Below are 26,738 nucleotides of genomic sequence, written 5' to 3'. Positions count from 1 at the left end.
CTCAAATAACATGACTCAGGAAATGATGATTATGGCTGCTATTCTGGTGGCAGTTATTTTACTTACATTTATCGGAATTCTTTCCCGCTACCGTAAATGTAAAAGTGACGAAGTACTCGTAGTTTACGGTAAAACAGGTAAAGACAAAAAATCGGCAAAACTCTATCATGGTGGCGCGGCTTTCGTATGGCCTATCCTACAAGGATATGAATTCCTGTCGATGAAACCCATGCAGATAGACTGCAAACTGACAGGAGCACTTTCAGCACAAAACATCCGTGTAGATGTGCCAACCACTATTACTGTAGCTATCAGTACTGATCACGAAGTAATGCAGAATGCAGCAGAACGTATGCTGGGCCTTACAATGGATGATAAACAGAACTTGATTACAGATGTGGTATACGGACAGATGCGTCTGGTTATTGCCGACATGACAATTGAAGAACTGAACTCCGATCGCGATAAATTCTTGTCAAAAGTAAAAGATAACATTGATACTGAACTGCGTAAATTCGGTTTATATCTGATGAATATCAACATCAGTGATATCCGTGATGCAGCCAACTACATTGTCAATTTAGGTAAAGAGGCCGAAAGTAAAGCACTGAACGAGGCACAAGCGAACATTGAAGAACAAGAAAAATTAGGTGCTATCAAGATTGCAACTCAGATAAAAGAACGTGAAACCAAAGTTGCCGAAACTCGTAAAGACCAGGACATCGCCATTGCCGAAACAAAGAAGTTACAGGAAATTTCGGTCGCTAATGCAGACAAAGACCGTATCTCACAAGTAGCAATTGCCAATGCGGAAAAAGAGGCGCAGGTGGCAAAAGCAGAAGCAGATAAGAACATACGCATTGAGCAGGCGAATACGGAAAAGGAAAGCCGCGTGGCAGAACTAAATTCTGACATGGAAATCAAACAGGCAGAAGCTGCCAAAAAAGCAGCCATCGGGCGAAATGAGGCACAAAAAGAAGTTGCCAAATCGGACGCTGAACTGGCTGTGACACAAGCCAATGCCGATAAAGAGGCCGGAGAAGCTGCTGCAAGATCAGAAGCTGCCGTGCAAACAGCCCGTGAGACTGCACAGAAAGAGGTGGAAGAGGCCAAAGCGAAAAAGGTGGAATCCTCTTTGAAAGCAGAAAAAATAGTTCCGGCAGAAATAGCCCGACAAGAAGCTATCCTGCAAGCAGAAGCCGTAGCAGAAAAAATAACCCGCGAAGCGGAGGCGCGTGCAAAGGCTACTTTAGCGCAAGCAGAAGCAGAAGCAAAAGCTATTCAGATGAAGCTGGAAGCAGAAGCGGAAGGTAAAAAGCGTTCGTTGCTGGCAGAAGCAGAAGGCTTTGAAGCTATGGTGCGCGCAGCAGAATCCAATCCGGCTATCGCTATCCAGTATAAGATGGTAGACCAGTGGAAGGAAATTGCCGGTGAACAAGTGAAAGCATTTGAACATATGAATCTGGGAAATATCACAGTATTTGACGGAGGAAACGGTAGCACAAGCAATTTCCTTAGTTCGCTGGTAAAAACGGTAGCACCAAGTTTAGGAGTTCTTGATAAACTGCCCATTGGAGAAACTGTGAAGGGAATTATAAACCCGGAAAGTAAAGAAGAAAAAGAAGAAGAAAAGAAAAAATAATGTGCCAATATAATCAATGTGCCAATTGGCTGCGCAATGTATGTACAGCTTAATTGGCACATTATTAAATTAGAAATAGAATTTATCATGCGTTTTCATCATTATCCAGTCTATTTATTCTTATTTATAACTTTCATTAGCTTTGCCGGATGCAAGGAAAAAGACAAATCGCTCAAACTAAACGAGCCACGAAATATAAAAGGGGTTATCAGTTATAAACGTTCATTTGGCGATCTGAACGATATTCACCTTAAAGCAGCACAAAGTTTAGGAATCCGCCCGTTAACTTCACGCGAAGAAGCTGAACGCATGAAAGGAAAACTGGTACACATCAAAAACAATGATTGTTATACCGTTGATTCACTTACACATTCCATCCCCTTCCTGGTACCACGCGCCAGTGACTTACTTAACACAATAGGAAGTAATTTTCTTGACTCACTCACAGCAAAAGGATTAAATCCAAATCAAATAGTCATCACTTCTGTTCTCCGTACAGAAGATGACGTAAAACGTTTGAGGCGCAGAAATATAAACGCATCCAAAAACTCGGCCCACTTCTATGGAACAACATTCGACGTTAGCTGGAAACGCTTCAAAAAAATTGAAGAAGAGGACGGACGACCTTTACAGGATGTCAGTGCAGACACATTAAAACTCGTACTGTCGGAAGTGTTGCGCGACCTGAGAAAAGAAGACAAATGTTATATTAAATATGAGCTAAAGCAGGGTTGCTTCCATATCACAACAAGATAATGAGGCATTGCACCACAAAGATCTATTTATCTGATGAAACACGAATTAACGCAAATTGACGCGAATTAAAAAAGATGTTATTTTATCTTTTAAGTCTCTGCTTTAGCGAGAATTTGCGTTCAGCTGCGTTTTAATCAAATATCACCTGCCGAACCTCTCCGTGCGGGAAGCACTCGTAACCATACGTTGTAAATTTATTCTGCCGGAACACCTAAAGTATCCAAACCTTTTCACTAAATTTGCAGATATTTTTCTTTAATACAACTCAATGATAGAAAAACTGATTGTTCTTGAGGATATTGATCCGGTTATTTTTTATGGTGTAAACAACGCCAACATACAGTTAATTAAAGCTTTATATCCAAAGCTACGCATTGTTGCCCGCGGCAATGTTATCAAAGTTCTGGGCGATGAGGAAGAAATGTGTGCCTTTGAAGAAAACATCATTAAACTTGAGAAATATTGTGCCGAATATAATTCGCTGAAAGAAGAAGTCATTATCGACATCATTAAAGGAAATGCTCCACAGGCTGAACAGACCGGGAACGTGATTGTATTCAGTGTAACCGGAAAACCTATTATCCCCCGCAGTGAAAACCAACTGAAATTAGTACAGGGATTTGCCAAAAACGACATGGTGTTTGCCATCGGTCCTGCCGGATCGGGAAAAACTTATACAGCGATAGCGCTTGCTGTTCGTGCACTTAAAAATAAAGAAATCAAAAAAATAATCCTTAGCCGCCCTGCCGTAGAAGCCGGTGAAAAATTAGGTTTTCTTCCCGGCGACATGAAGGAGAAGATAGATCCGTATTTGCAACCTCTTTATGATGCCTTGCAAGACATGATTCCTGCTGCAAAACTAAAAGAATATATGGAGCTTAATATCATCCAGATCGCTCCGCTCGCTTTCATGCGCGGACGTACACTGAATGATGCCGTCGTAATCCTGGACGAAGCACAAAATACAACTACTCAACAAATAAAGATGTTTCTTACCCGCATGGGTATGAATACCAAAATGATCGTGACCGGAGATATGACACAGATTGATCTCCCCATTTCACAAACATCGGGTTTAGTACAGGCACTCCGCATATTGAAGGGGGTAAAAGGTATCAGTTTTGTAGAACTAAACAAAAAAGATATCGTACGCCATAAATTAGTAGAGCGTATTGTAGATGCCTATGAAAAGTTTGACAAAGAGAGAAAAACAGCTAAAGAGGGAGCAAGAGTTACCAATGAGAAAACAGAAGTTATCAATAATAAGCCTAAAGCTAACTGATAATAGAATTCTCTTGTAAATCAGTTCAACTCCTGTCGTAAATCGTCAACAGACCTATAGTCATGACCGTAGAAAACAAATTGTAAATTATATAAGATGAAAGCATTAACTAAAACTGAATTCAACTTTCCGGGACAGAAAAGCGTATATCACGGAAAAGTACGTGATGTTTATAACATCAACGGTGAAAAACTTGTTATGGTAGCTACCGACCGTATTTCGGCCTTTGATGTGGTGCTACCTGAAGGTATTCCTTACAAAGGACAAATGCTGAACCAGATTGCTGCCAAATTCCTTGATGCAACAACTGACATCTGCCCGAATTGGAAACTTGCTACCCCCGACCCAATGGTTACGGTAGGTGTACTTTGCGAAGGTTTCCCGGTTGAAATGATTGTACGTGGCTATCTTTGCGGTAGTGCATGGCGTACTTACAAAAGTGGTGTACGCGAAATCTGCGGAGTAAAACTTCCGGATGGAATGCGTGAAAATGAAAAATTCCCGGAACCAATCGTAACTCCTACTACCAAAGCAGAAATGGGATTGCATGACGAGGATATCTCCAAAGAAGAAATTCTGAAACAAGGGTTAGCTACCCCTGAAGAATACGAAATTCTTGAAAAATATACATTGTCCCTCTTCAAACGCGGAACAGAAATCGCAGCAGAACGTGGGTTGATACTCGTTGATACGAAATATGAATTTGGTAAACACAACGGCACCATCTACCTGATGGATGAAATCCACACTCCGGATTCAAGCCGCTATTTCTACTCTGAAGGTTACCAGGAGCGTTTTGAAAAAGGTGAAGCACAAAAGCAACTCTCTAAAGAATTCGTACGCGAATGGTTGATGGAAAACGGATTCCAGGGAAAAGACGGCCAGAAAGTACCTGAAATGACCCCGGAAATTGTACAAAGCATTAGTGACCGCTATATCGAACTTTTCGAAAACATCACCGGAGAAAAATTTGTTAAGGAAGATACGAGCAATATAACGGAACGTATATTTAAGAACGTTTCTACGTTCTTAAAATAGTTGAAAACTGAAAGTTGAAAGTTGAAAATTAGCTGCACTATTATACTGTATAATAACTTCCAATTCTCAACTTTCAACTTTCAATTTTTAACTTTCAATTTTCAATTAAATATGAATTACCCCCAGGAAAAAATCAAGCCTTACGCCACAGACGGCAAGAAAAGTGAACAGGTAGAACAAATGTTCGATAACATCGCTCCTGCGTATGACATGCTTAATCATACCCTCTCATTGGGTATCGACAAAAGCTGGCGACGTAAAGCGATCAACTGGTTACGTCCCTTCCGCCCACAGCGTATTATGGATGTAGCTACCGGTACTGGTGACTTTGCTATCCTCTCCTGCCGTATGCTCCAACCCAAGCAACTTATCGGGACGGATATCTCTGAAGGCATGATGAACGTGGGGCGTGAAAAAGTAAAAAAGGAAGGTCTCGCAGAAAAAATCTCTTTTGCCCGTGAAGACTGTACCTCTCTCTCGTTCGCTGATAACAGTTTTGACGCTATCACCGTTGCCTTTGGCATTCGCAATTTTGAGGATCTGGACAAAGGACTTTCCGAAATGTGCCGTGTACTCACTCCTGGCGGGCACTTGGTGATACTGGAGTTAACAACCCCTGACCGTTTCCCAATGAAACAACTATTTGCTATTTACTCCAAAATTGTCATCCCTGTTTTAGGCAAATTATTCTCTAAAGATAACAGTGCTTACCACTACCTGCCACAAACCATCAAAGTTTTTCCGCAAGGCGAAATCATGACGGGTATTATATCAAGGGCAGGATTTAGTCAGGTACAGTTTCGACGACTGACATTCGGCATCTGTACGCTTTATACAGCAACCAAATAATATACCAATGTGCGCTGTTACAGACAATAAAAAAAGATGTAACACACAGTAATTGGCATATTAAATAATTATTAATTCTATGCAAAAGTACGGCTTAATTGGTTATCCGTTGAAGCATTCGTTCTCTATCGGATATTTCAACGAAAAATTCCGCTCAGAAGGGGTTGATGCTGAGTATGTGAATTTTGAAATCCCCAGTATTAATGACTTCATGGAGGTCATTGAAGAAAACCCCAACCTATCAGGATTAAACGTAACAATTCCTTATAAAGAACAAGTGATTCCGTTTCTGGATTCTTTGGACCCGGACACAGCCAAAATCGGTGCAGTAAATGTGATCAAAATAATCCGTCAACCCAAAGGTAAGGTTAAGTTGGTTGGCTATAACTCCGATATTATTGGCTTTACACAATCAATACAACCGCTATTACTCCCTTCGCACAAGAAAGCTTTGCTTCTGGGCACAGGTGGTGCATCTAAAGCTGTATTTCACGGACTAAAAAATCTGGGTATTGAAAGCGTATTCGTTTCGCGTACACATAAACCGGGTATGTTGACTTATGAAGAGCTAACCCCCGAAGTTATGGCCGAATATACAGTTATTGTTAACTGTACTCCTGTAGGCATGTATCCCAAAGTTGATTTTTGTCCTAATATTCCTTACGAGTATCTCACACCAAACCATTTGCTCTACGATTTGTTATATAATCCAAACGTCACGCTTTTCATGAAAAAAGGAGAAGAGCGGGGCGCTATCACAAAAAACGGATTAGAAATGCTCCTTCTGCAAGCATTTGCAGCTTGGGAGATATGGCATAAGTAAGATATATGAGGAAAAGAAATAAAAAAAACTGGATAATAGGTGCAATTGTTTTTTTGCTGGTGCTCACCGGCTGTACTGTTGGTGGAAGTTATTATATGCTTAACTTCTCACTAACCCCCAATGCAAAAATACGTGCCAAAGACGCCGACTCATACGAGTATATGTATGCTAACTATCCCTTCCTGCGTCCTTGGGTGGACAGCCTCAATAAGGTAAATGCCTTGAGAGATACATTTATCCTAAATCCCGAAGGGATACGGCTACATGCATATTACATTGCCGCTCCCAAACCAACAAAGAAAACAGCTGTCATTGTACATGGTTATACCGATAATGCCATACGTATGTTCATGATTGGTTATCTGTATAATCATGACTTGCAATTTAACACTCTTCTACCGGACTTACAACACCAGGGCGAGAGTGGTGGTCCTGCCATACAGATGGGTTGGAAAGACCGGCTCGATGTAATGCAATGGATGCACGTAGCTAATCATATTTACGGTGACAGTACACAAATGGTAGTTCATGGTATTTCAATGGGTGGTGCCACCACTATGATGGTAGCCGGAGAAGAACAACCGAAGTTTGTACGATGCTTTGTTGAGGATTGTGGCTATACCAGCGTATGGGATGAATTTTCACATGAATTGAAATCATCATTCCACCTGCCCAAATTCCCTTTGATGTACACTACAAGCTGGCTTTGCGAACAAAAATACGGATGGAACTTTAAAGAAGCATCTTCACTGAAACAAGTAGAAAAAGCAAAACTTCCCATGTTCTTTATACACGGTGATAAAGATACCTATGTACCCACATGGATGGTTTATCCTCTTTATGAAGCAAAATCTGATCCTAAAGAGCTTTGGATCGTTCCGGGAGCTACCCATGCCGTCTCTTATAAAGAGAACAAAACAGAATACACGAACCGTGTAAAAAACTTCGTTGACAAATATATCGAATAAAAGAGAATAGTAGCTATATTTGTGGCAATAATAAAGACCATTATGAAGCAAATACTCACTTTTATACTTCTTACACTACTCTATCTGCCCTTACAAGCACAAGAAAAGGTATACACAGTAGATAATATCCCCAAAGTACATTTACAGAATAAGTTTCAATATGTATGCAATCCCGTCGGTATCTTGTCACAAGCCGCATGTGACAGTATTGACCGCATGCTTTACAATCTGGAAGAAACAACAGGTATAGAGACAGTAGTTGCCGTAGTACCTTCGATCGGTTCGGAAGATTGTTTTGAGTTCGCTCACCAACTACTTAATAAGTGGGGAGTCGGAAAGAAAGGAAAAAACAACGGACTGGTTATTCTTTTGGTAACCGACCAACGTTGTATTCAATTCTACACTGGCTATGGACTGGAAGGCGATTTGCCAGACGCAATCTGCAAACGAATACAAACGAAATCAATGATTCCCTATCTGAAAGTAGAAAACTGGAACGAAGGAATGGTGAATGGTTTACGCGCTGTGTGTCAACGTCTTGATGGTTCAATGGTAAATGAGGATACCTCCGACGAAAATGAGGTTTCCGGACTGGCAATCCTATTGGCAATCATAGGTTTTATTGGAGTAGCATCCGTCATCAGTATCCTGGCCATCAGGGCAAGTACCCGTTGTCCTCAGTGTGGGAAACATAAGCTACAACGCACAGGCAGTACAATGATATCCAGACGCAATGGAGTAAAAGTAGAAGATGTAACATATACTTGCCGCAACTGTGGGCACACAGTGGTACGCCGTCAGCAGTCATATGATAATGACTATCACGGAGGAGGCAGAGGTGGCGGAGGTCCGTTCATCGGCGGCTTCGGAGGCGGTAGCTTCAGTGGAGGTGGAGGTGGTTTCAGTGGAGGCAGCTTCGGTGGTGGAATGGGTGGCGGCGGCGGAGCCGGCTCACGTTTTTAAAACTTCGTTCTCCCCTTTAGAGACCAAGAGGTAGAAATAAAGAATGGAAATACAATAATAATAACAAAGAAGAAAATGAAAAAATCAATTATCATTATCATTGCAGTAGTGGCAGTTATCGTTATATGGGCTGTCAGTATGTACAACGGATTGGTTACAATGGACGAGAATGTAAATAGCCAGTGGGCAAATGTAGAAACACAGTATCAACGCCGTGCCGACCTTATCCCCAATCTGGTGAACACAGTAAAAGGATATGCTTCTCATGAGAAAGAAACGCTTGAAGGTGTAGTAGAAGCACGTAGTAAAGCTACTCAGATGCAAGTTAATGCGAGTGATCTTACTCCCGAAAAATTAGCTGCATACCAGAAAGCACAGGGAGCAGTAACTTCAGCATTAGGTAAATTACTTGCCATCACAGAGAACTATCCTGATTTGAAAGCCAATCAAAATTTCCTTGAACTTCAGGCCCAACTGGAAGGTACTGAAAATCGCATCAATGTAGCACGTACTAATTTCAATAATGCAGCACAGGAATATAATACAGCTATCCGCCGTTTCCCAAAAAGTCTGTTTGCAGGTATGTTTGGTTTCGATAAACATGTCTATTTTGAAGCAGCCGAAGGCACTGAAGCAGCTCCGGAAGTGAAATTTTGAACTAAAAAGAGTGAATTGCTGAAGGAACGGGAAGCTATAGAGTCGCTTTATTAAGTCAGACAGCAATTCGATTGAAACGCAGATTAACGCCAATTATCGCAGATTGAAAGTTTATCTTTTTTGCGAGAATCAGCATTAATCTGCGTTTTATTGTAATCTCTTATTTCTACCTGTTAACACACCCCAAACGACCTGTAAAATATGACTTATGTTCCGGTTAACTGATTAACCGGTTAACTTGTTAACTTATTAACTTGTCCGTACAAAAAAAAAGCCGTACTTTTGCCGCCGTATACAAAATCCTATAACTCATGAGTAATCAACGATACATGATGCGGGGCGTTAGCGCATCAAAAGAAGATGTGCACAATGCCATCAAAAACATTGACAAAGGTATCTTTCCTCAGGCATTCTGTAAAATTATTCCTGATATCCTGGGAGGAGACCCGGAGTATTGCAACATTATGCATGCCGACGGTGCCGGAACAAAATCTTCTCTAGCCTATATGTACTGGAAAGAGACGGGTGATCTCTCCGTATGGAAAGGCATTGCACAGGATGCACTGATTATGAATATCGACGACCTGCTTTGCGTGGGGGCTGTTGATAATATTCTCGTATCATCCACTATCGGACGCAATAAACTTCTCATTCCCGGAGAAGTGATTTCTGCCATCATCAACGGTACAGATGAGTTACTTGCCGAGCTCCGTGAAATGGGGGTAGGGGTATATGCAACAGGCGGTGAAACTGCCGATGTGGGTGATCTTGTACGTACTATCATCGTAGACAGTACTGTTACCTGCCGCATGAAACGTTCCGATGTTATTGATAATGCCAATATCCGCCCGGGTGACGTTATTGTAGGCCTCGCCTCTTACGGGCAGGCTACTTATGAAAAAGAATATAACGGAGGTATGGGTAGCAATGGATTAACCAGTGCCCGCCACGATGTATTCTCCAAATATTTAGCAGAAAAATATCCTGAGAGTTACGATGCCGGTGTTCCCGAAGAGCTTGTTTATTCAGGTGGCTTGAAGTTGACAGACGAGGTGGTAGGTTCTCCTGTTAACGCCGGAAAGTTAGTTCTTTCTCCTACCCGTACGTATGCTCCGGTTGTGAAAAAATTGTTGGATGCTTTGCGTCCTGATATCCATGGTATGGTACATTGTTCAGGTGGTGCACAAACCAAAGTGTTGCATTTTGTTGATCAGGTACGCGTAATAAAAGACAACCTATTCCCTGTTCCTCCCCTGTTTAAGACTATTCAGGAGCAAAGTGGAACAGACTGGGCAGAGATGTACAAAGTATTCAACATGGGGCATCGCCTTGAAGTATACATCTCTTCCGAACATGCCGCAGAGGTGATTGCCATCAGTGAATCATTCGGTATCCCGGCACAGATTGTAGGACGTATTGAAGAGAGTGATAAAAAAGAACTGATAATAAAGAGTGAATTCGGAGAATTCAGATATTAAATAATATGCCAATTAAGTAATGTGCCCATATGCCAGTTAATAATGGTATCAATGTATCTACGGCATATCGTTATAGCGTAGTCAATTGATACATTGACATATTGCACATTATTGAATTAGCACATTATTCCCCATTCTTATGACAGATAACAATAACATATTAGAGAAATTAGATGGCCTCGTAGCCCGTTTTGAGGAAGTATCGACCCTCATCACCGACCCGGCAGTGATTGCCGACCAGAAGCGTTATGTAAAACTAACCAAAGAATATAAAGAACTTGACGACCTGATGAAGGCCCGCAAGGAATATATACAGACCCTGGCCAATATCGACGAAGCCAAAGATATACTTTCCAACGAATCGGATACGGAGATGCGTGAAATGGCTAAAGAAGAGTTAGATAAGAGTCAGGAGCGTCTGCCCGAATTGGAGGAGGAAATCAAACTATTGCTCGTACCTGCCGATCCGCAAGACAGTAAAAATGCCATCCTTGAAATTCGTGGCGGTACAGGTGGTGACGAAGCTGCAATCTTTGCTGGTGATCTTTTCCGTATGTATGCCAAGTTCTGTGAAACTAAGGGTTGGAAATTAGAGGTATCCAGTGCCAATGAAGGAGCCGCAGGTGGATATAAAGAAATTATTTGCAGTGTCACGGGAGATAATGTATACGGAACTATGAAATACGAATCCGGTGTACACCGGGTGCAACGTGTACCTGCCACCGAAACACAAGGTCGTGTGCATACCTCTGCTGCTTCTGTAGCTGTACTTCCCGAAGCCGAAGAGTTTGATGTTGTTATCAACGAAGGAGAAATTAAATGGGACACTTTCCGTTCCGGTGGTGCCGGTGGTCAGAACGTAAATAAAGTTGAATCCGGCGTTCGCTTGCGTTATATCTGGAAAAATCCAAATACAGGCGTAGCCGAAGAAATACTTATTGAATGTACTGAAACCCGTGACCAACCCAAAAATAAAGAACGTGCCCTTGCCCGTCTGCGCACATTTATCTATGATAAAGAACACCAAAAGTATGTTGACGACATTGCCTCCAAACGTAAGACAATGGTCTCTACCGGTGACCGTTCTGCCAAAATCCGTACTTACAACTATCCGCAAGGTCGTATTACCGATCACCGTATCAACTATACCATCTATAATTTAGCTGCTTTCATGGACGGAGACATCCAGGAATGCATCGATAAATTGACGGTAGCAGAGAATACAGAACGACTTAAAGAGAGCGAACTTTAGCAAATAGTGAGTAGCGATTAGTGAGTAGTGATAAGTGGTTGCGCTATTACACTGCATAGCACTAATCACTAATCACTAATTACTAATCACTTATCATTAACCCCTAATCCCTATTTCAAAATGAATAAGTTAGAATTATTTGAGAACATTAAACGTAAGAAATCATTCCTCTGCGTTGGTCTCGACACAGATATCAAGAAAATACCTGAACATCTTCTCAAAGAAGAAGATCCTATCTTCGCTTTTAATAAAGCAATAATTGACGCAACTTCCGACCTGTGTATTGCTTACAAACCCAATTTAGCTTTCTATGAGAGCATGGGTGTAAAAGGTTGGATTGCCTTTGAGAAAACAGTAAAATACATCAAAGAAAATTATCCGGACCAATTCATCATTGCAGATGCAAAACGTGGTGATATCGGTAATACATCTGCTATGTATGCCCGTACATTTTTTGAAGAACTGAACATAGACTCTGTCACAGTAGCCCCATATATGGGTGAAGATAGCGTGACACCATTTCTCACTTACGAAGGCAAATGGGTAATCCTTCTCGCTCTTACCAGTAACAAGGGTTCACATGACTTTCAGCTGACAGAGGATACTGATGGTGAACGTCTCTTCGAAAAAGTGCTGCGTAAATCACAAGAATGGGCCAATGACGAACAAATGATGTATGTAGTAGGTGCTACTCAAGGACGTGCTTTTGAAGACATTCGCAAAATCGTTCCCAACCACTTCCTGCTTGTACCAGGCGTAGGAGCACAAGGCGGTTCACTCGAAGAAGTATGTAAATATGGTATGAACAGTAGCTGCGGGCTAATCGTAAATTCTTCCCGTGGTATTATCTATGTAGATAAAACAGAAAAATTTGCAGAAGCCGCAAGAAAAGCAGCACAGGAAGTACAAATGCAAATGGAAAAAGAGCTGAAAAGAGTGATCACTCCCTTATGACTTACGAAAGAAAGATAATAAACGATCCTGTATTTGGATTTATCAACATACCAAAGGGGCTTCTGTACGATATCGTACGGCATCCCCTTTTGCAACGTTTAACCCGTATCAAACAGGTAGGTTTGTCGTCCGTGGTATATCCCGGAGCACAGCATACCCGCTTTCAACATTCATTGGGTGCTTTCCATCTGATGAGCGAAGCTATCATGCAGCTTGCTTCCAAAGGGAACTTCATCTTTGACAGTGAGGCAGAAGCTGTACAAGCAGCTATTCTGTTACACGACATCGGTCATGGCCCTTTCTCACATGTACTCGAAGATACTATCGTGAAGGATGTATCTCACGAAGAGATTTCCCTCATGCTTATGGAACGCATGAACAAAGAAATGAACGGGCAACTCAGCCTTGCCATCCAGATATTCAAAGACGAATATCCCAAACGTTTCCTTCACCAACTCGTCAGTGGGCAACTCGACATGGACCGTCTGGACTATCTGCGACGTGACAGTTTCTATACCGGTGTCACAGAGGGGAACATCGGTTCGGCCCGTATCATCAAGATGCTTGATGTGGCCGATGATCACCTCGTTGTTGAATCCAAAGGCATCTATTCGATCGAAAACTTTCTCACAGCCCGTCGTTTGATGTACTGGCAAGTATATCTGCATAAAACCTCAGTTGCCTATGAACGGATGCTTATCAGTACCTTATTGCGTGCTAAGGAACTTGCCAGTCAAGGAGTAGAATTATTCGCCTCACCAGCGTTTCATTTCTTTCTGTATAATAATATCAGCCCCGATACATTCCGTAATGATCCTGAATGTCTGGAGAATTTTATCCAATTGGACGACAACGACATCTGGACCTCTCTTAAAGTATGGAGTAATCATCCGGACAAAGTGCTCTCCACACTCAGCCTCGGAATGATCAATCGCAATGTTTTCAAAGTTGAAATTTCTCCTGTCCCCATTAGTGAAGAACGGAAAAAAGAATTAACTTTGCAAATAAGCCAGCAACTAAACATCCCACTTTCCGAAGCGAACTATTTTGTTTCTACCCCCAGCATCGAAAAGAATATGTACGAACCGGCAGATGACAGTATTGATATCATTTATAAGGACGGCACTATTAAAAATATAGCCGAAGCATCGGATATGTTGAATATCTCATTGCTCTCTAAAAAGGTAAAGAAATACTATATCTGTTACCATCGTTTGCATAAGTAGGTATAAAATATTCATTAAAGAGTAAGGAAATATAAAAAAAAAGTCCGTTATTTGTGCTCTGATAGAGATATACGTGCAAATGTAGCCTCTATTTGCTATATTAAAAACGGAAAAAAATCATATAATAATAGAGTAAAGACATGGAGTTCTCGGCTAAGCAAATTGCAGCATTTATCCAAGGTGAAGTTATAGGAGATGAAAACGCAACCGTACATACGTTCGCTAAAATAGAAGAAGGAATACCCGGAGCGATTTCATTTCTTTCCAATCCGAAATACACATCTTATATATATGAGACACAATCCAGTATTGTACTGGTGAACAAAGATTTTGAACCGGAACATGATATAAAGACCACACTGATCAAAGTAGACAACGCCTACGAGAGTCTTGCTAAATTGCTCAATCTCTATGAAATGAGCAAACCGAAGAAGCAAGGTATAGATTCGCTGGCATTCGTATCTCCAAGTGCCAATATTGGTAAAAATGTATATATCGGAGCATTTGCTTATATCGGTGAGAATGCCATTATCGGAGACAATACTTTAATCTATCCACATACTTATATAGGTGATGGTGTGAAAATAGGCACCAATTGTACCCTCTACTCCAACGTAAACGTATACCATGATTGTCACATCGGTAATGAATGTGTTCTACACTCCGGTGCGGTTATCGGTGCAGACGGTTTCGGTTTCGCCCCTACCCCCCAAGGGTATGAAAAAATCCCTCAAATAGGAATTGTAATCCTTGAAGACAAGGTAGATATAGGTGCCAATACTTGTATAGATCGCGCCACAATGGGAGCTACCGTAGTACATAGCGGTGTTAAGCTGGACAACCTGATACAAGTGGCTCATAATGACGAAATAGGTTCTCACACTGTAATGGCAGCTCAAGTGGGTATCGCCGGATCCACTAAAATAGGAGAATGGTGTATGTTTGGCGGACAAGTCGGTATCGCAGGACACATCAAGATAGGTGACAAAGTGAATCTTGGTGCACAATCGGGCGTACCGGGAAATATCAAAGCCGGTAGTCTGCTGATAGGTACTCCTCCTGTAGAACCCAAACAATATTTCAAGTCATTCATCATACAAAAAAAACTGCCTGAACTGCAGAAAGAAGTAAATAGTCTGCGTAAAGAGCTTGACGAACTAAAACAACAACTATTAAATAAGTAACCAATGCTGAAACAAAAAACTCTGAAAGATAGCTTTTCACTGAGAGGAAAAGGTCTTCACACTGGTCTTGACCTGACTGTAACGTTTAATCCTGCCCCCGACAATCACGGGTATAAAATACAACGCATTGATTTAGAAGGACACCCCACTATCGATGCTGTAGCAGACAACGTAACAGAAACAACCCGCGGTACTGTATTGTCTAAGAATGGAGTAAAAGTAAGCACCGTTGAACATGGAATGGCAGCACTCTACGCCTTAGGCATCGACAACTGCCTCATTCAGGTAAATGGTCCGGAGTTCCCTATTCTGGACGGTAGTGCACAATATTACGTACAAGAAATTGAAAGAGTCGGAACAGAAGAACAAAGTGCTGTAAAAGACTTCTATATCATTAAATCAAAAATTGAATTCCGTGATGAAGAAACCGGATCGTCTATTATCGTATTGCCAGACGAAAACTTCAGTCTGAATGTACTGGTTTCTTACGATTCGACTATCATCCCTAATCAGTTTGCTACACTGGAAGACATGGCCAAGTTCAAAGACGAAGTGGCTGCCAGCCGTACTTTCGTATTTGTTCGCGAAATCGAACCGCTTCTCTCGGCCGGACTAATTAAAGGTGGTGATTTGGACAATGCTATCGTCATTTACGAACGCAAGATGTCACAGGAGAATTACGATAAACTGGCAGATATAATGGGAGTTCCCCATATGGATGCCGAACAATTAGGATATATCAATCACAAACCGTTGGTGTGGGCTAATGAATGTGCCCGTCACAAACTTCTGGATGTTATTGGTGATCTTGCCCTTATCGGCAAACCTATTAAAGGCCGTATCATAGCTACTCGTCCGGGGCATACCATCAACAATAAGTTCGCCCGCCAGATGCGTAAAGAAATTCGTTTGCACGAAATACAGGCTCCCATATACAATTGTAACGAAGAACCGATCATGGACGTAAACCGCATCCGCGAACTGCTTCCTCATCGTTATCCGTTCCAGTTAGTAGACAAGGTTATCGAGATCGGTGCTAACTATATCGTAGGTATCAAGAACGTTACTTCCAACGAACCATTTTTCCAAGGACACTTCCCCGAAGAACCGGTAATGCCGGGTGTTCTTCAAATAGAAGCAATGGCGCAAATTGGAGGTTTGCTTGTGCTCAACTCTGTAGACGAACCGAACCGTTACTCTACCTATTTCATGAAAATAGATGGTGTGAAATTCCGTCAGAAAGTAGTGCCCGGTGATACTCTTATCTTCCGTGTAGAATTACTCGCTCCTATTCGCCGTGGTATCTCTACAATGAAAGGGTACGCATTTGTAGGTGAAAAGGTAGTATGCGAAGCGGAATTTATGGCTCAAATAGTAAAAAACAAATAATTACTGAATTGAAAGTTAAGAGTTGAAATACTGTTTGTTTCAACTCTTAACTTTCAACTCTCAACTCTCAACTAATTATGATAAGTCCCTTAGCGTATATTCATCCCGAGGCTAAGATCGGGGAAAACGTAGAGATTGGTCCTTTTGTTTACATTGACAAAAACGTGGTTATTGGTGATAACAATACCGTTATGCCCAATGCCAACATTCTATACGGTTCTCGCATCGGCAACGGAAATACCATTTTTCCGGGTGCTGTGATTGGTGCTATCCCACAGGATCTCAAGTTTCGTGGTGAAGAAACCACAGCCGAAATTGGTGATAACAATATCATTCGTGAGAATGTAACTGTCAATCGCGGTACAGCAGCCAAAGGTAAAACAATTGTAGGTAATAATAACCTGCTGATGGAAGGAGTACATGTGGCACATGATGCTATTATTGGCAATGGCTGTATCATTGGAAACTCTACGAAAATGGCAGGAGAAATCATTATTGATGACAACGCAATTATCAGTGGTGCCGTACTAATGCATCAATTTTGCCGTGTAGGCGGATATGTAATGATACAAGGAGGAAGCCGTTTCAGTAAAGATATCCCTCCTTACATTATTGCCGGACGTGAACCAATTACTTATAGTGGCATTAATATCATCGGCTTGCGCCGTCGTGGTTTCAGCAACGAAGTAATAGAAAACATTCACAATGCCTACCGCATCATTTACCAAAGCGGACTGAATATTACAGACGCATTGGCTAAAATAGAGACGGATGTTCCAATGAGCCCGGAAATTGAATATATTGTAGGATTTATTCGCAATTCAGAACGTGGAATTATAAAATAAGTTATAAGGTTATGATGTTATAAAGTTATAGAGTTATAAAACCATTATACACTTTATACTCACTATAATAACTATAACTTTAGAACCCTATAACTTTATAACAATTATAACACTATAGCATTAAAACTCTATAACTTTATAACATTATGATATACAGATTTACAATCATATCTGATGAAGTAGATAATTTTATCAGAGAAATACAGATTGATCCGGAAGCAACGTTTTATGACCTCCATGAAGCGATACTAAAATCAACAGGTTACACTAATGACCAGATGACCTCATTCTTCCTTTGTGACGACGACTGGGAGAAAGAAAAAGAAGTCACTTTGGAGGAGATGGACGATAATCCTGAGATGGATAGTTGGGTAATGAAAGATACCACTCTGAGCGAGCTGATTGAAGATGAGAAACAAAAATTACTCTATGTATTTGACTACATGACAGAACGTTGTTTCTTTATCGAATTATCTGAAATCATCACCGGTAAAGATATGCAAGGTGCCAAATGCACCAAGAAGTCCGGAGAAGCTCCTAAACAGATTATGGACTTTGAGGAAATGGCTGCCAGCACCGGTTCACTCGATCTGGACGAGAACTTTTATGGCGATCAGGACTTTGATCTGGAAGACTTTGATGCCGATGGTTTTGACATGGGCGGCAGTGCTGCAGATGTAGGAACGTTCGAAGAAGAAAAACTTTAATTAATTGACAATTGATAGTTGACAATTGACAGTTAGCAGCTGTACGCTGCATAGTAATTGTCAATTGTCAACTATCAACTTTCAACTAAAATAATGGTAACTCTCATAGTCCTCATAGGTCCTACCGGCGTTGGAAAAACAGAACTTAGTCTCCGGTTGGCGGAACACTTCCACACGAGCATTGTTTCTGCCGACTCAAGGCAACTCTATGCCGACTTGAAAATAGGTACAGCAGCTCCTACCTCAGAGCAACTCAATCGTGCACCTCATTATCTGGTAGGCACTCTAAAACTGACAGATTATTACAGTGCTGCCCGTTATGAAGAAGAAGCATTAGCCACACTTGACAATTTATTCCGCCAACATGACACTGTTATCCTTACAGGAGGCTCTATGATGTACATAGACGCTATCTGTAAAGGTATCGATGATATCCCCACTGTAGATACGGAAACCCGCGAACTGATGTTACAGAGATATGAAACGGAAGGACTCGAAAAACTCTGTGCAGAACTAAAACTATTAGACCCCGAATATTACAGGATAGTAGACCTAAAGAATCCCAAACGCGTGATTCATGCGCTTGAGATTTGTTACATGACAGGGAAGACTTATACCTCTTTTCGTACGCAACAAAAAAAGCAACGCCCTTTTCGCATTATCAAGGTAGGACTGACCCGTGACCGTGCCGAACTTTACGACCGTATCAACCGCAGGGTAGATATCATGATAGAAGAAGGATTGCTTGAAGAAGCACGAAGCGTATATCCCTACCGTACTCTCAACTCGCTCAACACCGTGGGATACAAAGAAATGTTCAATTATCTGGATGGCACCTGGGAACTGCCTTTTGCCATCGAAAAGATAAAACAAAATTCGCGTATCTACTCGCGTAAACAAATGACATGGTTCAAGCGGGACGAAGAGATACAATGGTTTCACCCTGAACAGGAAACTGAAATACTGGATTATATCAACACAAAAATACAATAAGAAACAAGTATTCAAAAAGACTCTTAGATTCCTTTTTAACACAGACTTAAATACATTTATTATGAAGAGATTAATACTCCTTTGTCTCAATATCCTTTTGTTTTTCACCGTTCATGCACAAAATAAAGAACAACAACAGTATGATTCTATCATGACTATCATGAAAGACAAATCTATTCCTGTGTTAGAACGATATTACATGACCGGAGATATAGAGTACCTTTCGCGTGAGCACCAGATTGAAGTAATGAAGCAGCTAATTCCGGAAGCAAAAAATCTGGAAGATAAAGCTGTTGTAACGCGTTTATATTCCATTATCTCTCTCTTCAGAACCCAGTTGAGCCATATGGAAATCGCTAAAAATTATCTGGACAGTGCATTTGTTTATGACGGAAAATTTGCCAACAATAATATTTCGGGCATGATGCATTTTGTAGCAGGGAATTATTATATGGCACAAACTGATTTTGTCGAAGCTCAAAAGAATTATTACAAAGCTGCTGAATATTTTAATAAGAATGAGCAAAAGCCAAGTATCCTGACAGATGTCTATTATGATTTGTCCACGATCTATATTCTATGGAGAGATGAAAAAGGATTAGCCGAATTGATGAAAGATATGGAGCACTCTCCTGTTGATTTCCCCTTTCAGCATATTTTAAAACTAACTGTACAATCACAGTATTATTATGCGCATTACATAAACACGGAAAACACAGCTTATTTAGACTCTGCTGCTATCTACAACAATCTGGCATTTGATGTTTACAACACAACAGATAATCCGTATGATGTAGGATACCAGATTGCCGATAATTATCTCTCACAAGCACTTATTTATTGTTTGCAAGGGAAAATAGCAGAAGCACAAAAATGTTTAGCCACAGGACAAAAGCTTATAAATCCAAAGTTATTAGATTCAGATGCCCGAATCCTTTTCATTTCGGGGACCATCTCATTCTATCTGAAAGATTACCCAAAGGCAGAAAAGAACTTATTGGCAGGATTACAAAAGTTAGAGACGCTGAGTGAAGAGAAGAAAATTAATTATGATGAATCTATTAGTTCTTCCTATCAGATATTAGCTCAAATATATGAAGAACAGAAACTTTATGATAAGGCATTGGCAGCAGAACGCAAATCAATTGATTATGCCACCCGCCTAAACGATAAAAATAATCGGAAAGAAATAAACACACTACGTGTGAAGTATAACTTAGATCAGGCTGAACGTAGCGTAAAACAGCTTTCAGTGCTCAACGAACAAAGAAAACGCGTCAACCTGCTTGCAATAGGAATGATAATACTGGCATTAATCACTATTATTCTGTTAGTGATTCGTCATCGCTCACGTCAAAAACTGAATGCTCATTTATTGCAAATTGCAGAACTAAAGCAACAGGAAGCAGATTTAATGATTGAACTCCAAAAATCTAAACTGGAAGAAAAAGAAAACGAGTTTCAAACCATTCTCAATGAGTCCAAACAACGTCATGTACAATCTTATCTTGAAGGTCTGGAAGCAGAACGGGAACGGTTGGCAACCGAACTTCATGATGATGTATGTAACAATCTTATGGCGCTTGAAATACAAATACGGGCACAGTATAAAGAGCTAGAGGGTGCAACACCAACGATAGTAGAGACGCTGACAGAAATACGCAATCGGGTCCGTACAGTTTCACATGAACTGATGCCTCCTACATTCCAATATGCAACACTGGACGAAATGCTGGAAGATTTCATAACTCACCTCAATCTGCCTGAAAAAACAAAAGCTGAGTACCGGTCAACTCCGGGTACGGATTGGAACAGTATCCCTTCAGAGATTGGTTTTGAATTCTACAGAATAACTCAGGAAGCTATTAACAATGCAATAAAATACGCTTCAGCCCACAAAATATCAGTAGAGCTGAAACTTGAAGATCATCAACTCTCTATTACAATAGAAGATGACGGCAAAGGGTTCGATACAGAAAAGAAAACGAAAGGAATCGGGCTGCATACCATAGCACAACGTATTCAATCCATCAAGGGTACGTTTGAACTGATATCGCACATAAATGCCGGTACAAAAATAGTAGCAAAAATCTCACTTGCATAGATATAAATACCATTTATCTCCTTCTCAATTTTATTAATCTGTGACTTAAATTCGTAAGTCACAGACTGATAAATAAAAAAAAATCAGTAGCTTTGCTATCTCAATATGTTTAATCAAAAACCTGCAAACATGAAAAAAGGTCTGAAAATTACAGCAATCACATTAGGAGCACTCCTGCTGCTGATGCTTATTCTTCCTTTTGCTTTCCGCGGTAAAATAGAAAGCATTGTAAAAACAGAAGGAAACAAGATGCTTAATGCACAGTTTGACTTCGGTAGTCTGGATATTAGTCTGTTTCGTAACTTCCCCAAGGCATCAGTCACTCTCAATGATTTCTGGCTGCGTGGTGTAGGCGAATTTGAAAAAGACACCCTTGTACAAGCGGGTGAAGTAACAGCAGCTATCAACCTTTTCTCTCTTTTTGGAGATAGTGGTTACGACATTTCTAAAGTACAAATAACAGACACCCGGCTACATGCCATTGTACTTACAGATGGCCGGCCCAATTGGGACGTAATGAAACCCGACAGTACAGTTACCGATACTGCAGAAGAATCAAGCAGTTCTCCGTTTAAGATACAACTTCAACAGTTTGTTATCAAAAATATGAATCTCATATACGATGACCGTCAGGCAAATATGTATGCAGATATCCGTAATCTGAATGCACTTTGCTCAGGAGACCTGGGAAGCGACCGTACGACCTTACAACTGGAAGCAGAAACGGAAGCGTTAACCTATAAGATGAACGGCATCCCCTTCCTTTCTAATGCCAATATTTATGCAAAAATGGATGTAGATGCCGATCTCGCCAACAATAAATATACATTGAAAGAGAATGAATTCCGTTTGAATGCTATCAAAGCAGGTATCGATGGTTGGGTAGCACTGAAAGATCCTGCCATAGACATGGACCTCAAACTGAACACCAATGAAGTAGGGTTCAAAGAAATTCTATCTCTGATCCCTGCTATTTATGCCAAAGATTTTGAAGGATTGAAGACAGAGGGTATTGCCACACTTTCTGCTGACATAAAAGGTACGATGGTAGGTGACAGCATTGTACCTCAGTTCAATGTAGCAATGACAGTGAAAGATGCCATGTTCCGTTATCCTTCTCTTCCGGCAGGTGTAGATCAGATTAACATCAATGCAGAAATAAAAAATCCGGGAGGGGCTATTGACCTCACTACAGTGAGTATTCGCCCGTTTAGTTTCCGACTCGCCGGAAATCCGTTCAGCGTGACTGCCGAAATAAAAACACCGATCAGTGATCCGGACTTTCATGCCGAAGCAAAAGGAGTACTCAACCTGGGCATGATCAAACAGGTATATCCATTGGAGGATATGGAGTTAAACGGTACTATCAATGCAGACATGCAACTCGCCGGAAAAATGTCGTACATCGAAAAAGAACAGTATGAACGTGTACAGGCTTCCGGAACAATCGGCCTCACCTCAATGAAACTGAAGATGAAGGATATGCCGGATATAGATATCCACAAGTCACTCTTTACATTCACTCCCAAGTACCTGCAACTGAGCGAAACAACCGTCAATATCGGTAAGAACGATCTGACTGCCGATAGCCGTTTTGAAAACTATCTGGGTTATGCACTGAAAGGAACGACACTAAAAGGAACACTCAATATTCGCTCCAATCATCTCAACCTGAATGATTTCATGACAGCCACAGCAGACACCACTACACAGGTGGCAACTACTCCGGCAGATAGTATAAGTGGTATCATTGAAGTGCCCCGTAATATTGATTTCCAAATGGATGCTAATCTGAAAGAGGTACTATTTGATAAAATGGCTTTCACTAATATGAATGGAAAGTTGGTCGTTAAAGACGGGAAGGTGGATATGAAGAATCTTTCTATGAACACGATGGGTGGCAATGTGGTTATGAACGGCTATTACTCTACGGCTGATGTTAAAAAGCCGGAGATGAATGCAGGATTCAAACTCAACGGCCTGAGCTTTGCCCAGACATACAAGGAGCTTGATATGGTACAACAACTCGCCCCTATCTTCGAAAATCTAAAAGGCAACTTCTCCGGTAGTATGAAGATACAAACCATTCTGGATGCCGCAATGAGTCCTGTGCTCGAAACAATGCAGGGTAACGGAAGTCTTTCTACCAAAGACCTCAGTCTGAGCGGAGTAAAAGTGATTGACCAAATAGCTGAAGCTGTGAATAAACCGGATTTGAAGGAGATGAAAGTAAAAGATATGACGCTGGATTTCACCATCAAAGACGGGCGAGTGGCGACACAACCATTTGACATCAAACTGGGTGACTATGTAATGAACCTCTCCGGAAGCACCGGATTGGATCAGACAATAGACTATTCCGGTAAAATCAAACTACCCGCTTCTGCAGGCGACCTTGCCAAGCTGACAACACTCGACCTGAAGATTGGTGGATCGTTTACTTCACCCAAAGTGTCTATTGACACAAAGAGTATGGCAAACCAGGCGGTAGAAGCCGTAGCTGATAAAGCAATCAGTGAGTTAGGAAAGAAATTGGGACTGGACTCTGCCGCTACAAATAATAAAGAGGACCTGAAAGAGGCAGTAAAAGAAAAAGCTGCCGAAAAGGCGCTGGACTTCTTAAAGAAAAAACTAAAATAGTGGTTAGTGATTAGTGATAAGTGATTAGTGCCATGCGGTGTAGTGATATAACTCACTATTCATTTATCACTAACCACTTATCACTAACCACTTATCACTAATCGCTTATCACTAACCACTACTTATCATGCTTCTGAAACTTTACGAAAAGAATAATAATCCACAAGACCTGCAACAGGTGGTGGATATTTTGAATGATGGCGGCCTCATCATCTATCCTACCGATACGATGTATGCAATTGGTTGTCATGGATTGAAAGAGCGTGCCATTGAACGTATTTGCCGTATCAAAGAGATTGATCCGCGTAAGAATAATCTTTCTATTATCTGTTATGACCTGAGCAGTATCAGTGAATACGCGAAAGTTGATAACAATACGTTCAAACTGATGAAACGTAATTTGCCCGGACCATTCACCTTTATTCTGAACGGGACAAACCGGCTTCCCAAGATCTTTCGAAACAGGAAAGAAGTAGGTATTCGCATGCCGGATAACAATATCATTCGTGAGATAGCCCGCCTGCTTGATGCACCGATTATGACAACTACCCTACCGCACGAAGCACATGAAGACCTGGAATATGCAACAGATCCGGAACTGATAGACGAAAAGTTCGGAGAGATAGTAGACCTCGTGATTGATGGAGGGATAGGAGGAATAGAACCGTCAACAGTGGTTAGTTGTACAGAAGGAAGCCCGGAAATAGTCCGGCAGGCCAAAGGAATACTGGAAGAGAATTAAAACCGGAAGATTAAAAAAATGAAAGCTGCGCAGTGGATAAATAATTCCTACTACGCAGCTTTTAATTTTTAACTTCTAATTCTTACTTAATCAAAGACTTTGGATCCAGATGATCGGCTTCGATATCTTTGAAGTAGCGATATGTTCCTACTTTCAGTTCTTCTGTAGCAGCATCGTCACAAACGATGATACCTTTCTCATGCATCTGTAATGCACTGATTGTCCACATCTGAGTGATAGCTCCCTCTACTGCATGATACAATGCGCGAGCTTTGTTATGACCATTCACGATAATCATCACTTCTTTTGCAGACAGGACAGTCCCCACACCTACTGTCAAAGCAGTCTTAGGCACTTTGTTGATATCGTTGTCAAAGAAACGTGAATTAGCAATGATTGTATCCGTAGTCAGCGTTTTCTGACGGGTACGTGAAGTCAGTGATGATCCCGGCTCATTGAACGCAATATGTCCGTCCGGTCCGATACCACCCATAAAAAGATCTATACCACCGTATGACTTTATTTTTTCTTCATAACGGGCACATTCAGCATCCAGGTCAGCAGCGTTTCCATTAAGGATATTCGTGTTTTCCGGTTTGATGTCAATATGGCTAAAGAAGTTATTCCACATGAAAGAGTAGTAACTTTCGGGATGTTCTTTCGGCAATCCTACATATTCGTCCATGTTGAAAGTGACTACGTTCTCAAAAGAAACAATACCTTTCTTATTCAAATCGATAAGTCCTTTGTACATGCCCAGAGGAGAAGAACCTGTAGGACATCCCAATACGAATGGTTTCTCTGCTGTAGGATTGGCTGCCTTAATTTTAGCAGCAACATAGTGGGCTGCCCACGAAGATACGGACTGATAGTCCGGCTGAATAATTAATCTCATAAGTTTATATTTTTAATCGGTTAGTAATAATGTTATAGGGAGAGTTATAACCTTCCCTATAACCTTATAACTCTATAACTTTATAACTCTCCTTAATTCTTCTTTAAGCGCTCCGCCATTGCCCGTGCCAGATTTTCACACTGCGCGTAAGTTATGTCCCTCATCGCCTGTTTCATCTCTACCGGATCTCCCACTACTTCAAACTTGCTCTTTTCAGCAAATTCAGCCATACGCTTCACGGCAGCACCTGCCCAGGTGAAAGAACCAAACAATCCCAGGTAACGTCCTTTCAGCTCACGTATCAATATCTTCGAAAGTAAAGACTCTATTTCCGGAAATATCTGATTACTATACGTCGGCGAACCGATGATCAACCCTTTATATTTAAAGATATCTGCCAGGATATAAGACGCATTGGTCTTGCTTACGTTATGCATTACGATATTTTTAATACCTTGTGCCGACAGTTCCGCAGCAATAGCTTCGGCCATTTGCTCGGTATTGCCGTACATACTTCCATAGGCAATGACCACACCCTCATCGGCATCATAACGACTCAGTTTATCATAGATACCTATTACCTTCGGAATATTATCGGTCCACACCGGACCATGAGTAGAGCAAATTACAGAGATAGGCAGTCCGCCCAGTTTTTGCAAAGCCTTTTGTACGGGACTACCATATTTTCCTACTATATTAGAATAGTAACGTACCATTTCATCCCAATAGTGATCTGTATTGATACGGGTATCGAGGAAACCACCATCCAACGTGCCAAAGCAGCCAAATCCATCTCCGGAGAAAAGAATGCCATCTGTTTCGTCAAAAGTCATCATTGTCTCCGGCCAATGCACCATTGGAGTGAGATAAAAACGAAGTTTGTGTTTTCCCAATGCAAGGAAGTCACCGTCTTTCACCAGATATTGTTCACCTGTTACCCCATAGAAGCCCTCAATCATTCCAAAGGTTTGCTTGTTACCTACAATTACGATATCAGGATAATGTTGTTTGATCAGCCGGATCGAGCCCGAATGATCCGGTTCCATATGATTTATAATTAAGTAGTTGATAGGACGCTCACCAATCACTTGCTTTATCTTGTGAAGAAAAACCTCAAAATAGCAGATATCTACTGTATCGACCAAAGCTACCATTTCATCATCAATCAGATAAGAGTTATATGAAACTCCGTATGGCAGCGGCCACATCCCCTCGAAGAGATGTTTGTTACGGTCGTTTACTCCTACATAATGGACGTTTCCTTTAATTCTTGTTTTCTGTTCCATCTTAAAATTAATGTTTAATGATTAATGAATAATGTTTAAAATCAAAGTTTAATGATTAATGTTTA

Annotated in this window: 23 protein-coding genes; 21 read left to right on the top strand and 2 right to left on the bottom strand. The window is 41.1% G+C overall.

Going from position 1 to position 26,738, the window contains the following annotated elements; genetic code table 11:
* The first annotated feature begins 10 nt into the window (after window positions 1-10).
* From ACESQI_RS15690 to ACESQI_RS15590, 21 genes are all read left to right on the top strand, one after another.
* A complete protein-coding gene (locus ACESQI_RS15690; protein ID WP_007484190.1) occupies window positions 11-1,642 on the top strand; it encodes a flotillin family protein in 1,632 nt (543 codons plus the stop codon).
* An 87-nt stretch (window positions 1,643-1,729) separates the two neighbouring features.
* Window positions 1,730-2,398 (top strand): DUF5715 family protein, encoded by a 669-nt coding sequence (locus ACESQI_RS15685; RefSeq protein WP_007484188.1) that lies wholly within the window; start codon window positions 1,730-1,732, stop codon window positions 2,396-2,398.
* Window positions 2,399-2,666: 268 nt separating this feature from the next.
* Window positions 2,667-3,680, top strand: coding sequence for a PhoH family protein (locus ACESQI_RS15680; RefSeq protein WP_002559402.1), 1,014 nt, complete (start codon window positions 2,667-2,669; stop codon window positions 3,678-3,680).
* A 96-nt stretch (window positions 3,681-3,776) separates the two neighbouring features.
* Window positions 3,777-4,718: a phosphoribosylaminoimidazolesuccinocarboxamide synthase gene (locus ACESQI_RS15675; RefSeq protein WP_002559401.1), complete on the top strand. Its 942-nt coding sequence runs from the start codon at window positions 3,777-3,779 to the stop codon at window positions 4,716-4,718.
* Window positions 4,719-4,829: 111 nt separating this feature from the next.
* The gene (ubiE, locus tag ACESQI_RS15670) at window positions 4,830-5,567 is read left to right on the top strand and encodes a bifunctional demethylmenaquinone methyltransferase/2-methoxy-6-polyprenyl-1,4-benzoquinol methylase UbiE (protein WP_007484184.1); all 738 of its coding nucleotides are present in this window, start codon (window positions 4,830-4,832) and stop codon (window positions 5,565-5,567) included.
* A 79-nt stretch (window positions 5,568-5,646) separates the two neighbouring features.
* Window positions 5,647-6,390: a shikimate dehydrogenase gene (locus ACESQI_RS15665; RefSeq protein WP_002559399.1), complete on the top strand. Its 744-nt coding sequence runs from the start codon at window positions 5,647-5,649 to the stop codon at window positions 6,388-6,390.
* Window positions 6,391-6,395: 5 nt separating this feature from the next.
* On the top strand, window positions 6,396-7,358 hold the full coding sequence (locus ACESQI_RS15660) for an alpha/beta hydrolase (protein WP_002559398.1): 963 nt from the start codon (window positions 6,396-6,398) through the stop codon (window positions 7,356-7,358).
* A 42-nt stretch (window positions 7,359-7,400) separates the two neighbouring features.
* The gene (locus tag ACESQI_RS15655; protein WP_373126544.1) at window positions 7,401-8,321 is read left to right on the top strand and encodes a YgcG family protein; all 921 of its coding nucleotides are present in this window, start codon (window positions 7,401-7,403) and stop codon (window positions 8,319-8,321) included.
* Window positions 8,322-8,396: 75 nt separating this feature from the next.
* A complete protein-coding gene (locus ACESQI_RS15650; RefSeq protein ID WP_002559396.1) occupies window positions 8,397-8,978 on the top strand; it encodes a LemA family protein in 582 nt (193 codons plus the stop codon).
* Between the two features lie 311 nt (window positions 8,979-9,289).
* Window positions 9,290-10,456 carry an AIR synthase related protein gene (locus ACESQI_RS15645; protein WP_007484181.1) on the top strand — a complete coding sequence of 389 codons (1,167 nt, stop codon included), beginning with the start codon at window positions 9,290-9,292 and terminating at the stop codon, window positions 10,454-10,456.
* A gap of 139 nt (window positions 10,457-10,595) precedes the next feature.
* Window positions 10,596-11,708, top strand: coding sequence for a peptide chain release factor 1 (prfA, locus tag ACESQI_RS15640; RefSeq protein WP_002559394.1), 1,113 nt, complete (start codon window positions 10,596-10,598; stop codon window positions 11,706-11,708).
* A 120-nt stretch (window positions 11,709-11,828) separates the two neighbouring features.
* A complete protein-coding gene (pyrF, locus tag ACESQI_RS15635) occupies window positions 11,829-12,662 on the top strand; it encodes an orotidine-5'-phosphate decarboxylase (RefSeq protein WP_256143131.1) in 834 nt (277 codons plus the stop codon).
* A complete protein-coding gene (locus tag ACESQI_RS15630) occupies window positions 12,659-13,888 on the top strand; it encodes an HD domain-containing protein (RefSeq protein WP_007484179.1) in 1,230 nt (409 codons plus the stop codon). Before pyrF ends, ACESQI_RS15630 begins: the two co-directional genes overlap by 4 nt.
* A gap of 140 nt (window positions 13,889-14,028) precedes the next feature.
* Window positions 14,029-15,072: a UDP-3-O-(3-hydroxymyristoyl)glucosamine N-acyltransferase gene (gene lpxD, locus ACESQI_RS15625; RefSeq protein WP_002559391.1), complete on the top strand. Its 1,044-nt coding sequence runs from the start codon at window positions 14,029-14,031 to the stop codon at window positions 15,070-15,072.
* A 3-nt stretch (window positions 15,073-15,075) separates the two neighbouring features.
* Entirely contained in the window at window positions 15,076-16,461 is a 1,386-nt protein-coding gene (locus ACESQI_RS15620) for a bifunctional UDP-3-O-[3-hydroxymyristoyl] N-acetylglucosamine deacetylase/3-hydroxyacyl-ACP dehydratase (protein WP_002559390.1), read from the top strand.
* Between the two features lie 77 nt (window positions 16,462-16,538).
* Complete coding sequence (lpxA, locus tag ACESQI_RS15615) at window positions 16,539-17,306, top strand: acyl-ACP--UDP-N-acetylglucosamine O-acyltransferase (RefSeq protein WP_002559389.1); 768 nt, start codon at window positions 16,539-16,541, stop codon at window positions 17,304-17,306.
* Between the two features lie 146 nt (window positions 17,307-17,452).
* Window positions 17,453-18,013, top strand: coding sequence for a hypothetical protein (locus ACESQI_RS15610; protein ID WP_002559388.1), 561 nt, complete (start codon window positions 17,453-17,455; stop codon window positions 18,011-18,013).
* A 93-nt stretch (window positions 18,014-18,106) separates the two neighbouring features.
* A complete protein-coding gene (gene miaA, locus ACESQI_RS15605) occupies window positions 18,107-19,006 on the top strand; it encodes a tRNA (adenosine(37)-N6)-dimethylallyltransferase MiaA (RefSeq protein ID WP_196039628.1) in 900 nt (299 codons plus the stop codon).
* 61 nt (window positions 19,007-19,067) lie between these two features.
* Window positions 19,068-21,110 carry an ATP-binding protein gene (locus tag ACESQI_RS15600; protein WP_373126543.1) on the top strand — a complete coding sequence of 681 codons (2,043 nt, stop codon included), beginning with the start codon at window positions 19,068-19,070 and terminating at the stop codon, window positions 21,108-21,110.
* Between the two features lie 129 nt (window positions 21,111-21,239).
* Entirely contained in the window at window positions 21,240-23,750 is a 2,511-nt protein-coding gene (locus ACESQI_RS15595) for an AsmA-like C-terminal region-containing protein (RefSeq protein ID WP_373126542.1), read from the top strand.
* A gap of 127 nt (window positions 23,751-23,877) precedes the next feature.
* On the top strand, window positions 23,878-24,492 hold the full coding sequence (locus tag ACESQI_RS15590) for an L-threonylcarbamoyladenylate synthase (RefSeq protein ID WP_002559384.1): 615 nt from the start codon (window positions 23,878-23,880) through the stop codon (window positions 24,490-24,492).
* Between the two features lie 82 nt (window positions 24,493-24,574).
* Here the strand turns inward: ACESQI_RS15590 and nagB are convergent, their stop codons facing one another.
* Together nagB and ACESQI_RS15580 are read right to left on the bottom strand one after the other, a co-directional pair.
* Window positions 24,575-25,387 (bottom strand): glucosamine-6-phosphate deaminase, encoded by an 813-nt coding sequence (gene nagB, locus ACESQI_RS15585; protein ID WP_002559383.1) that lies wholly within the window; start codon window positions 25,385-25,387, stop codon window positions 24,575-24,577.
* A 92-nt stretch (window positions 25,388-25,479) separates the two neighbouring features.
* On the bottom strand, window positions 25,480-26,673 hold the full coding sequence (locus ACESQI_RS15580; RefSeq protein ID WP_002559382.1) for an FprA family A-type flavoprotein: 1,194 nt from the start codon (window positions 26,671-26,673) through the stop codon (window positions 25,480-25,482).
* Between the last annotated feature and the right edge of the window lie 65 nt (window positions 26,674-26,738).

Origin of the sequence: Bacteroides sp. HPS0048, assembly GCF_964240755.1 — a bacterium.
GTDB classification, from domain to species: Bacteria; Bacteroidota; Bacteroidia; order Bacteroidales; family Bacteroidaceae; genus Bacteroides; species Bacteroides nordii.
Note: the sequence above shows the minus strand (reverse complement) of the source record. Positions and strands in the feature narration are given on the sequence as shown.

Bases quoted from the DNA above. Each gene is read 5' to 3' on its own strand.
- ACESQI_RS15610 (WP_002559388.1), top strand. From the start codon at position 17,453: ATGATATACAGATTTACAATCATATCTGATGAAGTAGATAATTTTATC.
- ACESQI_RS15675 (WP_002559401.1), top strand. From the start codon at position 3,777: ATGAAAGCATTAACTAAAACTGAATTCAACTTTCCGGGACAGAAAAGC.
- ACESQI_RS15655 (WP_373126544.1), top strand. From the start codon at position 7,401: ATGAAGCAAATACTCACTTTTATACTTCTTACACTACTCTATCTGCCC.
- ACESQI_RS15590 (WP_002559384.1), top strand. From the start codon at position 23,878: ATGCTTCTGAAACTTTACGAAAAGAATAATAATCCACAAGACCTGCAA.
- prfA (WP_002559394.1), top strand. From the start codon at position 10,596: ATGACAGATAACAATAACATATTAGAGAAATTAGATGGCCTCGTAGCC.
- ACESQI_RS15630 (WP_007484179.1), top strand. From the start codon at position 12,659: ATGACTTACGAAAGAAAGATAATAAACGATCCTGTATTTGGATTTATC.
- ACESQI_RS15620 (WP_002559390.1), top strand. From the start codon at position 15,076: ATGCTGAAACAAAAAACTCTGAAAGATAGCTTTTCACTGAGAGGAAAA.
- ACESQI_RS15665 (WP_002559399.1), top strand. From the start codon at position 5,647: ATGCAAAAGTACGGCTTAATTGGTTATCCGTTGAAGCATTCGTTCTCT.
- ACESQI_RS15645 (WP_007484181.1), top strand. From the start codon at position 9,290: ATGAGTAATCAACGATACATGATGCGGGGCGTTAGCGCATCAAAAGAA.
- nagB (WP_002559383.1), bottom strand. From the start codon at position 25,387: ATGAGATTAATTATTCAGCCGGACTATCAGTCCGTATCTTCGTGGGCA.
- lpxD (WP_002559391.1), top strand. From the start codon at position 14,029: ATGGAGTTCTCGGCTAAGCAAATTGCAGCATTTATCCAAGGTGAAGTT.
- ACESQI_RS15690 (WP_007484190.1), top strand. From the start codon at position 11: ATGACTCAGGAAATGATGATTATGGCTGCTATTCTGGTGGCAGTTATT.
- miaA (WP_196039628.1), top strand. From the start codon at position 18,107: ATGGTAACTCTCATAGTCCTCATAGGTCCTACCGGCGTTGGAAAAACA.
- ACESQI_RS15650 (WP_002559396.1), top strand. From the start codon at position 8,397: ATGAAAAAATCAATTATCATTATCATTGCAGTAGTGGCAGTTATCGTT.
- ACESQI_RS15600 (WP_373126543.1), top strand. From the start codon at position 19,068: ATGAAGAGATTAATACTCCTTTGTCTCAATATCCTTTTGTTTTTCACC.
- ubiE (WP_007484184.1), top strand. From the start codon at position 4,830: ATGAATTACCCCCAGGAAAAAATCAAGCCTTACGCCACAGACGGCAAG.
- ACESQI_RS15660 (WP_002559398.1), top strand. From the start codon at position 6,396: ATGAGGAAAAGAAATAAAAAAAACTGGATAATAGGTGCAATTGTTTTT.
- ACESQI_RS15680 (WP_002559402.1), top strand. From the start codon at position 2,667: ATGATAGAAAAACTGATTGTTCTTGAGGATATTGATCCGGTTATTTTT.
- ACESQI_RS15685 (WP_007484188.1), top strand. From the start codon at position 1,730: ATGCGTTTTCATCATTATCCAGTCTATTTATTCTTATTTATAACTTTC.
- lpxA (WP_002559389.1), top strand. From the start codon at position 16,539: ATGATAAGTCCCTTAGCGTATATTCATCCCGAGGCTAAGATCGGGGAA.
- ACESQI_RS15595 (WP_373126542.1), top strand. From the start codon at position 21,240: ATGAAAAAAGGTCTGAAAATTACAGCAATCACATTAGGAGCACTCCTG.
- pyrF (WP_256143131.1), top strand. From the start codon at position 11,829: ATGAATAAGTTAGAATTATTTGAGAACATTAAACGTAAGAAATCATTC.
- ACESQI_RS15580 (WP_002559382.1), bottom strand. From the start codon at position 26,673: ATGGAACAGAAAACAAGAATTAAAGGAAACGTCCATTATGTAGGAGTA.